This window comes from Pseudomonas sp. HP_08, from assembly GCF_055284095.1.
Genome location: NZ_JBTOQC010000052.1, coordinates 278,129 through 288,228 on the forward strand (window position 1 = coordinate 278,129; position 10,100 = coordinate 288,228).

Sequence of the window (10,100 nt, forward strand, 5' to 3'; positions counted from 1 at the left end):
GTCAGAGCTTCATCCCCACCGCCAGCCGGTTGAAGGCATTCATCAGCGACACGGCCAGCGTCAGGTCGCTGATTTCAGCATTGGAAAAGTGTGCCTTCAACGGCTCGTACAGCTCATCGGGCGCACCTTTGTCGCTGACATGCGTCAGCGTTTCGGCCCACGCCAGTGCGGCACGCTCACGCGCGTCGAACAGTTCGCTGATGCGCCAACCGGCCAGGCAATCGAGCTTTTCCTGCGGCACTTCGCATTCGCGCAGGGTTTGCGAGTGCTTGCCCAGGCAGAACGCGCAGCCGTTGATTTGCGAGACGCGCAAGAACACCAGTTCCAGCAGCGCCAGGCCGAGCGGGCCTTCGGTCAGCGCCTTGTTGGTGGCAAGCAGGCCTTGATAGGCGGCGGGCGACAGCGACGGAAATGGCAGTCTGAGTTGGCTCATGATGAAGCTCCTGCAGGAAGACAAACGAGATGACGAAACAGTGGCTCCAGCGCCAGCCGTGCGCGCGCATCGTCGAGCGCGCGGCTGACGGCTTCATCGCCGAAAACCAGGCCTTGTAGATAGCTGAAGTGCAGGTCGAACAAACCAAGGGTATTGAGCACATGGCGCAGGTAGGACGTCAGAAAGTCCGGCTGCCGCGCCCGCTCGCCCTGATGAAAACCGCCGGAGCCGACCAGCACATACACCAGACGGTCACGCAGCAGGCCGGTCTTGCCTTCGGCGCCGGCGCTGAAGGTGCGGTGGATGCGCAGCACATAATCGATCCACAGCTTGAGCGCCGCCGGCACGGTGAAGTTGTGCATCGGCGTGGCGATCAGCAGTACATCGCTGCTTTCCAGCTCGGTAATCAGTTGCTCGGAGACATCGAACACCGGCGCGTCGAACGGCGTGACGGTGGTCAGGGCGCGGGCATAATCGAGGTCAAGCGGCGGCAATGGTTGCGCGCCCAGATCACGCTCGATCAGCTCAAGATCCGGTTGCTGCCGGCGCAAGGTGGTGACCAGCTCCAGCGTCAGACGCTGTGCATGGGACGCCTGGCCTTGCGGGCTGGCATTGATCAGCAGGACCTTGTTCATGCCGCGCTCCTTGTGGATAACCGTTCAGTGAAGTGCATGCCATGGGCCAGCAGGCCCTGACGAAAATAGAAGCGCTGGGCCAGCGGCATGTGCAGGCCGGTGTCCAGCACCAGATGTTGGCAACCACGTTGCAATGCTTCTTGGCGCACGGCATCGAGTAACTGTGCGCCCAGGCCATTGCGTTGCAGAGCGGGGCTGATCACCAGATCGTCGACATAGACAAAGCGCCCATACAGCAGATTCTCCAGCTCGCGGTAGCCGGCCAGGCCGACGATTTTCTTATCGTCCAGTACGGCCAGCAAACGGTAGCCCTGGCCGCTCTGGCGCAGCAGTTGCTCGACATAAACGTCAGCGCTGGCCAGGTGCGGTCGCAGGACGCGCATCAGCTCGAAACTGGCCGCCAGGTCTTGCCGGTTGTCGAGGTGCAGGAAGGTGTAGGACATAAGGTGGCCCGCCGTGAAGAGATGGCTCACTTTAGGCGGCCAATGACCTAAGCTACAGGGCCAAAAAATGCATAAATGACCAGGCCATGTTGATCCCCTTCGAGCTTGACCGCGACCAGCCGGCACCGATTTACCGCCAGCTTTACCAGCGCTTTCGCGAGTCCATCGCCGATGGCCGCCTGCGCCCCGGCGACCGGGTACCAGCCGTGCGCGCCCTGGCGGCAGAGCTGAACCTGTCGCGGGGCACCGTGGAGGCGGCTTATCAGTTGTTGATCGGCGAGGGTTATCTGCTCGCCCGCGGCGCCGCCGGCACGGTTGTCACGCCGCAATTGCCGGCCGTCGCTGCACAGGTACCAGCCGTGCGCAGTGTTGCCGAGACCTTCGCGTCCAGCCATCGCGGCACGCTACCGAACGCCTTGCAGATGGGCCTGCCGGCGCTGGATGCCTTTCCACGCAAGCTCTGGACCCGCCTGGCCGGGCGTCAGTTGCGCCAGGCCGGGCTTGAAGGGCTGGTGTATCCCGACCCGCAGGGTTATGCGCCCTTACGCGCGGCGATTGCCACCTATCTGGGGATTTCTCGCGGGATCACCTGCCGGGCCGAGCAGGTCTTCGTCTGCGCCGGTTACCGCGCCTGCCTGGACCTGATCAGCCACACGCTGATGCAACCCGGCGACCCTTGCTGGCTGGAGGAGCCCGGCTATTTCATGGCCAGAAATGCCCTGCTGGAGGCCGGCGCGCAGCTGGTTCCGGTGCCTGTGGATGAACAGGGCCTGGACGTTGAACAAGGCATCCGCCGCGCCCCGCACGCGCGCTTTGCCGTGGTCACACCGACGCACCAGAGCCCGCTGGGCGTGTCGCTGTCGTTGCCACGCCGGCTGGCACTGCTGGACTGGGCCACGCGCAACGACAGCTGGATCATCGAGGACGACTACGACAGCGAATACCGCTATCAAGGCAAACCGCTGCCAGCGCTCAAGAGCCTCGACCAACAAGGCCGCGTGCTCTACACCGGAACCTTCAGCAAGGTGCTGTTCCCCGGCCTGCGCCTGGCCTATCTGGTGGTGCCGACCGAACAAAGCCACGCCTTCGCCCGCCAGGCCGACCGGCTGCACAACCACTGCCCGCAGTTGCTACAGGCCACCGTCAGCGCATTTCTCAACGAAGGCCATTTCGCCCGGCACCTGAACAAGATGCGCAACCTGTATGCGCGCCGGCGCCAGTGGCTGGTCGAAGCGCTGCAACAGGCATTCGGCGAACGCTTGCAGATCAACCCGCAGGCCGGCGGCATGCACGTGCTGGCCGGGATGGTCGAGGGTGACGACATTGAATTCACCCGACGCGCCAAGGCGCTGGGGATATCGATAGAACCGCTGTCGCAGTGGTATCTGGGGGATGCAACCCGGCAGGGACTGGTGATGGGGTTTACCAATGTGGCCAGTGCCGAACAGGCGTCGGCACTGGCGCAGCGGTTGGTGCAGTGCCTTTAAACCGCCATCGGCGCGGTCAGTGGCGCGTGGTGCTGATAGCCTTCAAGGCTGAAGTCCGATGGTTCGATCAGTTCCAGCCACTCCGGCTGGTAAACACCCGTCTTGGCAAACTCCGGTACGCGATCCGAAATCACCAGCTTCGGCGATGGGTACGGCTCGCGGGTCATCTGCTCGTTGAGCATGTCCAGGTGGTTTTCATACACGTGGGCATCGCCGATGAAGTAGGTGAACCAGCGCGGCGTGTAGCCGGTCAGGCGGCCGATCAGGCTCAGCAGGGCGGCGCCCTCGGTGAGGTTGAACGGTGTACCCAGGCCCAGGTCGTTGGAGCGGATGTACAGGGTCAGGGAAATTTCCCGGGTCTGCGGGTTGGGGTGCAGCTGGTACAGCAGGTGACACGGCGGCAGGGCCATCTCGTCGAGCTGGGCACAGTTCCAGCCGTGGAACAGGATACGGCGGCTGCCGGGGTCGTTGATGATGGTGTCGACACACTGGCGAATCTGGTCGATTGCCTTGTACAGCACCACGAACGCCTGGCCGTCTTCTTCGGACTCGGCGATCTGCCGGTAGCCCTGGGCCAGGGTGCGCTCGATGGCGGCCTGGTTGCTGGCCGGGATGCGCTTGTAGGCCGGCCACTTGCGCCATTGCACGCCGTAGATTTCGCCCAGGTCATCTTCGCCCTGACGGAACGGGTTATTCAGCCACTGGGCGTTTTCGTTGGCGTTCTGGTCCCAGACCTTGCAGCCCAGCGCGCGAAACTCGGCCGCGTTGTTGACCCCGCGCAGAAAGCCGACCAGCTCGCCGATGGCCGATTTGAACGCCATGCGCCGGGTGGTGATCGCCGGAAAGCCTTCCTGCAGATCGTAGCGCAGCATCGCGCCGGGGAAACTGATGGTGTTCACCCCGGTGCGGTTGGCCTGCAAGGTCCCGTGTTTGATCACATGGGCGACCAGTTCCAGATATTGCTTCATAAATCACCTGCTTCGTTGAACGCGCCGGGCTTGTGGCCCGGCGTTTCAGGATTAAACCGCTGCCTTGTTGGCGATCGGCGCGCGTTTGTAGGCCAGCCAGATCAGCGCCAGACCCGCGATGATCATCGGCAGGCTGAGAATCTGGCCCATGGTGACCCAGCCCCAGGCCAGGTAACCCAGCTGGGCATCGGGCACCCGCACGAACTCGACGATGAAGCGGAAAATGCCGTAGAACAGCGCGAACATCCCGGAAACGGCCATGGTCGGACGCGGTTTGCGCGCGAACAGGTTGAGGATGATGAACAGCGCCACGCCTTCCAGCGCGAACTGGTACAGCTGCGAAGGGTGCCGCGCCAGTTGCGCAGGGTCGCTGAACGGCGGGAAGACCATGGCCCATGGCACGTCGCTCGGCTTGCCCCACAGTTCGGCGTTGATGAAGTTGCCGATGCGCCCCGCGCCCAGGCCGATCGGCACCAGTGGGGCGACAAAATCCATGATCTGGAAGAAGCTCTTGCCGTTGCGCCGGCCGAACCACCACGCAGCCAGCATCACGCCGACAAAGCCACCGTGGAAGGCCATGCCGCCTTTCCAGACCTCGAAGATCAGCAGCGGATTGGCCAGATAAGCGGCCAGGTCATAGAACAGCACATAACCCAGGCGTCCACCGACGATGACGCCCATGGCCAGCCAGAAGATCAGGTCGGAGAGTTTTTCTTTGGTCCAGGTCGGATCAAAGCTGTTCAAACGGCGCGAGGCCAGCCACCAGGCGCCTCCGATCCCGACCAGATACATCAGGCCGTACCAGTGAATTTGCAGCGGGCCGAGGGAAACCGCTACCGGGTCAATCTGCGGGTAAGGCAGCATTGCGACTCCTTAATGGGATGCCTGTACGGCAACGTGATCAGCGGCGCATGTTACCGGAGCGAGGCTTGGCGCTCTAGCCGCGACTGACCGAAGATAAGCAGAGTTCATGTTCTAAAGGAGTACCCCATGTGTCTGATCGTGTTCGCCTGGCGCCCTGGGCACCCGCAGCCATTGATCGTAGCGGCCAATCGTGACGAATTTTATGCCCGCCCTTCGCAAGCCCTGGCGCAGTGGCCGGATGCGCCGCAGGTGTATGCCGGGCGCGATCTTGAGGCCGGCGGCACTTGGCTGGGCGTGACGGCCAGCGGGCGTTTTGCGGCGCTGACCAATATTCGAGACCCTGCGCAATCGCCGGGGTCGCGCTCGCGGGGCGAGCTGGTAGCGGCCTTTCTGGCCGGCGAGCAATCGCCCGAGGCGTATATGGCCGAGGTGGCAGAGCGCGCGCAGCACTACACCGGTTTCAACCTGCTGCTGGGCATTCCCGGCGAGCTGTATTACCTGAATTCGCTTGAAGCGCTGCCGAGGCGGTTTGAAGAAGGTGTCTACGGATTATCCAACGCCGGCCTTGATACGCCCTGGCCGAAACTGCGCAAGGCCCGTGCTGCCTTGGCGGCGCAGGTCGCCGATCCGCAGCCGCTGGCATTGCTCGAGCTGTTGAGCGATGGCGATCAGGCAGCGATTGGCGAGCTGCCCGATACCGGCGTGGGCCTGGCGACCGAGACGTTGTTATCGAGTGTATTTATTGCCAGCGGCCATTACGGCACGCGGGCCAGCACGGCGCTGATTGTCGAGGCCGACGGACGCCAACGGTTGGTCGAACGCAGTTTCGGCGCGAACGGTGTGCGCCTGGGCGAGGTTGCGCTGGATATTGGCGGTTAAAGGGCATCAATGCCCTTTCACAGACCCTGGATTGAGCATCCGCGCCAGCCCCAGATTGCGCAGGGCCAGTTGCAGCGAGCTGCTGATGACTTGCGGGTTGTCGTTGGTCATCAACTGGGCGAGCAAATCCTTGGCCATGCTCAGTTTGACCTGGCGCAGCATCCACTTCACTTTCGGCAGGTTGGTGGCGTTCATCGACAGGCTGTCGAAACCCATCGCCATCAACAGCACGGCAGCGGCCGGGTCGCCGGCCATTTCACCGCAGATGCTGATCGGCTTGCCTTCGGCATGGGCATCGCGCACCACGCTTTGCAGCGCTTGCAGCACGGCCGGGTGCAGATAGTCGTAGAGGTCGGCAACCCGCGGGTTGTTGCGGTCTACCGCCAGCAAGTATTGGGTCAGGTCGTTGGAGCCCACCGACAGAAAGTCCACCTGCCGGGCCAGGTCGCGGGCCTGATAGACGGCGGCCGGCACCTCGATCATGACGCCGACCGGCGGCATCGGCACATCGGCGCCTTCGTCGCGCACCTCGCCCCAGGCGCGGTGGATCAGGTGCAAGGCCTCTTCGACCTCGTGGGTGCTGGAGATCATCGGCAGCAGGATGCGCAGGTTGTTCAGGCCTTCGCTGGCCTTGAGCATGGCGCGGGTCTGGACCAGGAAGATTTCCGGGTGGTCGAGGGTCACGCGAATGCCGCGCCAGCCCAGGAACGGGTTCTCTTCCTTGATCGGGAAATACGACAACGCCTTGTCGCCGCCGATGTCTAGGCTGCGCATGGTGACCGGCAGCGGGTGGAAGGCCGACAGCTGCTCGCGGTAGATGGCCAGCTGTTCCTTTTCACTGGGGAAGCGCTGGTTGATCATGAATGGCACTTCAGTGCGGTACAGCCCGACACCTTCGGCGCCACGCTGCTGGGCACGGGCCACGTCGGCCAGCAAGCCGGTGTTGACCCACATCGGCATGCGATGGCCGTCCAGCGTGACACACGGCAATTCGCGCAGGGCATCGAGGTCCTGGGACAGCTGGCGTTCTTCTTCGACCACCACGCTGAACTGCTTGCGCAGGATCTCGCTGGGGTTGGTGTAGACCTCGCCATGATGGCCATCGACGATCAGCTCGATGCCATCGACCTTCGAATACGGGAAGTCGACCAGGCCCATGACCGTGGGAATGCCCATGGCGCGGGCCAGAATCGCCACGTGGGAGTTGCCCGAACCCATCACCGAGACCAGGCCGACCAGCTTGCCTTCGGGCACTTCGCCGAGCATCACCGGCGACAGTTCCTCGCTGACCAGAATGGTGTTGTCGGGATAGACCAGGGTTTGCTGCCGGGCTTCCTGCAGGTAGGCCAGCAGGCGGCGGCCCAGGTCCTTGACGTCCGAAGCGCGCTCGCGCAGGTAGGCGTCGTCCATCAGTTCGAAACGGTTGACGTGTTCGGTGACCACCGAGCGCAAGGCGCCCTGCGCCCACTGGCCGGTCTTGATGACGTTGGTGACTTCGCTGCCCAGCGAGGCATCGTCGAGCATCATCAGATAGACATCGAACAACGCGCGCTCTTCGGGGCGCAGCTGGGTGGCCAGCTTCTTGGACAGGTTGCGCATGTCGTTGCGCACACCTTCGAGCGCGTTCTGGAACAGCGCCAGCTCTGCGTCGATGTCGGTAACGGTCTTGTCCGGCACCACCTCAAGGTCGGCCGGCGGCAGCATGACCACCGCCACGCCGACTGCGGCGCCCGGGGAGCCGGCGACGCCGACGAACTTGGCTTCCTGGATGCCCTTGCCCTGGCGACCCAGGCCGCGAATCGAGCCGGTGGCTTCGGCGTGGGCGATAACCCCCGCCAACTGAGCGCTCATGGTCACCAGGAAGGCTTCTTCGCCTTCGTCGAACTGGCGGCGCTCTTTCTGCTGGATCACCAGCACGCCCACCACGCGGCGGTGGTGGATGATCGGGGTGCCGAGGAATGAGGCGTAGCGTTCTTCACCGGTTTCGGCGAAGTAGCGATAACGCGGGTGCGTGGCGGCGTCTTCGAGGTTCAGCGGCTCTTCGCGGGTACCGACCAGGCCGACCAGGCCTTCGTTGGGAGCCATGCTGACCTTGCCGATCGAACGCTTGTTCAGGCCTTCGGAGGCCATCAGCACAAAGCGGTTGGTCTCGGGGTCGAGCAGATAGACCGAGCAGACCTGGCTGCCCATGGCCTCCTTGACACGCAACACAATAATGCCCAACGCCGCCTTGAGATCCTTGGCGGAGTTAACTTCCTGGACGATCTTGCGCAGCGTATTGAGCATGGCTCGGGGTCGAACTCCGTGTCAGTCACGCGCCATCAGGCGCGGAGCAAGCTCTTTAAGGGCGCGTCGATAAACCTCGCGCTTGAATGTCACCACCTGACCCAACGGATACCAATAGCTGACCCAACGCCAGCCATCGAATTCCGGTTTGCCGGTCAAATCCATCCGCACCCGTTGCTCGTTGGAAATCAGGCGCAGGAGAAACCATTTCTGCTTTTGGCCAATGCACAACGGCTGACTGTGCGTGCGCACCAGTCGTTGCGGCAAGCGGTAACGCAACCAGCCCCGGGTACAGGCAAGAATCTGTACGTCCTGGCGCTCGAGACCGACTTCTTCATTCAATTCACGGTATAGCGCGTCTTCCGGCGTTTCCTGAGGGTTGATACCCCCCTGCGGAAACTGCCAGGCATCTTGGTTGATACGCCGAGCCCATAGGACCTGACCAGAATCGTTTGTCAGAATAATCCCGACATTAGGACGGAAACCATCGGGGTCGATCACGGCAACAACCTCGCAAACGCATGTTGACGCATTGTTCCACAAAGCCCGGTGAAGCAGCAACGAGGCTTGACACCTTATATGAAGTCTTGTGAAAAGCTCGTACCCTTGCGCTCTTTTTCAATCTTTTCAGTGAGTAACTGCATGCGCCTGGCCTTGTTCGACCTCGACAACACCCTGCTGGGCGGCGACAGCGATCACGCCTGGGGTGATTACCTGTGCCGGCGCGGCATTCTCGACAGCGTGACCTACAAGGCGCGCAACGATGAGTTCTATCAGGATTACCTGGCTGGCACCCTGAACCTGACCGATTACCTGAATTTCAGCCTGCAAATCCTTGGCCGTACCGACATGGCCCAGCTGGCGCAATGGCATAGCGATTTCATGCGTGACTGCATCGAACCGATCATTTTGCCCAAGGCGCTGGAACTGATCGCCAGACACCGCGAGGCCGGCGACAAACTGGTGGTGATCACCGCCACCAACCGTTTTGTCACTGCACCGATCGTCGAACGGCTGGGCATCGAGACCCTGCTGGCCACCGAGTGCGAAATGCTCGACGGCCGCTACAGCGGGCGCACCACCGGTATCCCGTGTTTTCGTGAAGGCAAGGTCACCCGCTTGAACCTGTGGCTCGAAGAAAATGCTTACACCCTGCAAGGCAGCTACTTCTATAGCGACTCGCTCAACGACTTGCCGTTGCTGGAGCAGGTCGACCACCCGGTGGCCGTCGACCCGGACCCTAAGCTGCGCGCGCAAGCCGAGCAACGCGGCTGGCCGGTGATTAGCCTGCGCGATTGATTACAGCCTTCAGCCCGGCCGAGCCACCAGCAAGACCGCCATGGCGACAAAGCACAGCCCCGCGACACCGGCCAGTACCTGACTGAAGCGGGCCCGGCCGACCGGCGCGAACAGGCGCATCACCAGCCAGGCCCAGGCCATCAGCCCCAAGGTATAGAGCACGCTGCTGGACAGAATCCAGGTCTGACCCAGCGACAGGCCCAGTTCGTGAACCAGCCGCCCGCCGCTGAACGGCAGCACCGCAAGACAGACCGCCATCGCCACCCAGACCCAGCGTTGCGGGCGCTGCAGCAGGCGGCTGTGGATAACCTTGTCCCCGGCGTGCCGGCCCTTGACCAGCCAGGCCGCAAGGCCGATGCCACTGAGCAACAGCGCCAGGAGGGCTGCGATATGCAAGGTTTTCAGTGCGATGACAAGGTTCATGGTGACGCCCCTTTTGGCCTCAGCCCAAAAACAGACGATACGCCGGATTCTGCGTCTCGTCCCAATGCGGGTAGCCGATTTCGTCCAGCGCCTGACCGACGAGGTGACGCTCCTCTGGCGGCACCACCAGCCCGGCCACCACTCGAGCGTCAGCCGCGCCGTGGTTGCGGTAGTGGAACATCGAGATGGTCCAGCGCCCGCCGAGCTTGTTGAGGAAATTGAATAGCGCGCCCGGCCGCTCCGGAAACTCGAAACGCAGCACCAGCTCATCGCTGACCCGCTCCGAATGGCCGCCGACCATGTGTCGGATATGCAGCTTGGCCAGTTCGTTATCGGTCAGGTCGACCACCGGGAAGCCTTGTTCGCTCAGGCTGGCAATCAGT

General features: G+C 62.8%; 11 protein-coding genes and 1 pseudogene. 3 read left to right on the forward strand and 9 right to left on the reverse strand.

What is annotated here, in order from left to right:
* Position 1: 1 nt before the first annotated feature.
* The 3 genes from ACYAS9_RS29010 to ACYAS9_RS29020 are packed head-to-tail and all read right to left on the reverse strand — an operon-like array spanning position 2 to position 1,511.
* Positions 2-433 (reverse strand): carboxymuconolactone decarboxylase family protein, encoded by a 432-nt coding sequence (locus ACYAS9_RS29010; RefSeq protein WP_463571940.1) that lies wholly within the window; start codon positions 431-433, stop codon positions 2-4.
* Positions 430-1,068: an FMN-dependent NADH-azoreductase gene (locus tag ACYAS9_RS29015; protein WP_463571941.1), complete on the reverse strand. Its 639-nt coding sequence runs from the start codon at positions 1,066-1,068 to the stop codon at positions 430-432. Before ACYAS9_RS29015 ends, ACYAS9_RS29010 begins: the two co-directional genes overlap by 4 nt.
* Positions 1,065-1,511: a GNAT family N-acetyltransferase gene (locus ACYAS9_RS29020; protein ID WP_463571942.1), complete on the reverse strand. Its 447-nt coding sequence runs from the start codon at positions 1,509-1,511 to the stop codon at positions 1,065-1,067. The genes ACYAS9_RS29015 and ACYAS9_RS29020 overlap by 4 nt, the downstream gene beginning before the upstream one ends.
* An 86-nt stretch (positions 1,512-1,597) precedes the next feature.
* On the opposite strand from ACYAS9_RS29020, the gene pdxR reads away from it, so the two are divergent.
* The gene (gene pdxR / locus ACYAS9_RS29025; protein ID WP_463571943.1) at positions 1,598-2,998 is read left to right on the forward strand and encodes a MocR-like pyridoxine biosynthesis transcription factor PdxR; all 1,401 of its coding nucleotides are present in this window, start codon (positions 1,598-1,600) and stop codon (positions 2,996-2,998) included.
* Here pdxR and ACYAS9_RS29030 read toward each other — a convergent pair.
* Complete coding sequence (locus ACYAS9_RS29030) at positions 2,995-3,966, reverse strand: thymidylate synthase (protein ID WP_463571944.1); 972 nt, start codon at positions 3,964-3,966, stop codon at positions 2,995-2,997. The genes pdxR and ACYAS9_RS29030 overlap by 4 nt on opposite strands.
* A gap of 51 nt (positions 3,967-4,017) precedes the next feature.
* Complete coding sequence (lgt, locus tag ACYAS9_RS29035; protein ID WP_463571945.1) at positions 4,018-4,830, reverse strand: prolipoprotein diacylglyceryl transferase; 813 nt, start codon at positions 4,828-4,830, stop codon at positions 4,018-4,020.
* 126 nt (positions 4,831-4,956) lie between these two features.
* On the opposite strand from lgt, the gene ACYAS9_RS29040 reads away from it, so the two are divergent.
* The gene (locus tag ACYAS9_RS29040) at positions 4,957-5,709 is read left to right on the forward strand and encodes an NRDE family protein (RefSeq protein ID WP_463571946.1); all 753 of its coding nucleotides are present in this window, start codon (positions 4,957-4,959) and stop codon (positions 5,707-5,709) included.
* Between the two features lie 6 nt (positions 5,710-5,715).
* On the opposite strand, the gene ptsP is transcribed toward ACYAS9_RS29040, so the two are convergent.
* Both ptsP and ACYAS9_RS29050 read right to left on the reverse strand, forming a co-directional pair.
* Positions 5,716-7,995, reverse strand: a complete 2,280-nt coding sequence (gene ptsP / locus ACYAS9_RS29045) for a phosphoenolpyruvate--protein phosphotransferase (protein ID WP_463571947.1) — start codon at positions 7,993-7,995, stop codon at positions 5,716-5,718.
* A 21-nt stretch (positions 7,996-8,016) separates the two neighbouring features.
* Complete coding sequence (locus ACYAS9_RS29050) at positions 8,017-8,496, reverse strand: RNA pyrophosphohydrolase (RefSeq protein WP_056840452.1); 480 nt, start codon at positions 8,494-8,496, stop codon at positions 8,017-8,019.
* Positions 8,497-8,637: 141 nt separating this feature from the next.
* Between ACYAS9_RS29050 and ACYAS9_RS29055 the strand changes: the two genes are divergently transcribed.
* Positions 8,638-9,294 carry a histidinol-phosphatase gene (locus ACYAS9_RS29055; RefSeq protein ID WP_463571948.1) on the forward strand — a complete coding sequence of 219 codons (657 nt, stop codon included), beginning with the start codon at positions 8,638-8,640 and terminating at the stop codon, positions 9,292-9,294.
* Positions 9,295-9,303: 9 nt separating this feature from the next.
* On the opposite strand, the gene ACYAS9_RS29060 is transcribed toward ACYAS9_RS29055, so the two are convergent.
* Both ACYAS9_RS29060 and ACYAS9_RS29065 read right to left on the reverse strand, forming a co-directional pair.
* Complete coding sequence (locus tag ACYAS9_RS29060; protein WP_463571949.1) at positions 9,304-9,717, reverse strand: DUF2269 family protein; 414 nt, start codon at positions 9,715-9,717, stop codon at positions 9,304-9,306.
* Between the two features lie 19 nt (positions 9,718-9,736).
* Positions 9,737-10,100: pseudogene (locus tag ACYAS9_RS29065) on the reverse strand (hypothetical protein); the annotation flags it as partial.

Coding starts and splice junctions, on each gene's coding strand:
- pdxR (WP_463571943.1), top strand. CDS start 1,598: ATGTTGATCCCCTTCGAGCTTGACCGCGACCAGCCGGCACCGATTTAC.
- ACYAS9_RS29040 (WP_463571946.1), top strand. CDS start 4,957: ATGTGTCTGATCGTGTTCGCCTGGCGCCCTGGGCACCCGCAGCCATTG.
- ACYAS9_RS29015 (WP_463571941.1), bottom strand. CDS start 1,068: ATGAACAAGGTCCTGCTGATCAATGCCAGCCCGCAAGGCCAGGCGTCC.
- ptsP (WP_463571947.1), bottom strand. CDS start 7,995: ATGCTCAATACGCTGCGCAAGATCGTCCAGGAAGTTAACTCCGCCAAG.
- ACYAS9_RS29055 (WP_463571948.1), top strand. CDS start 8,638: ATGCGCCTGGCCTTGTTCGACCTCGACAACACCCTGCTGGGCGGCGAC.
- ACYAS9_RS29020 (WP_463571942.1), bottom strand. CDS start 1,511: ATGTCCTACACCTTCCTGCACCTCGACAACCGGCAAGACCTGGCGGCC.
- ACYAS9_RS29030 (WP_463571944.1), bottom strand. CDS start 3,966: ATGAAGCAATATCTGGAACTGGTCGCCCATGTGATCAAACACGGGACC.
- lgt (WP_463571945.1), bottom strand. CDS start 4,830: ATGCTGCCTTACCCGCAGATTGACCCGGTAGCGGTTTCCCTCGGCCCG.
- ACYAS9_RS29060 (WP_463571949.1), bottom strand. CDS start 9,717: ATGAACCTTGTCATCGCACTGAAAACCTTGCATATCGCAGCCCTCCTG.
- ACYAS9_RS29010 (WP_463571940.1), bottom strand. CDS start 433: ATGAGCCAACTCAGACTGCCATTTCCGTCGCTGTCGCCCGCCGCCTAT.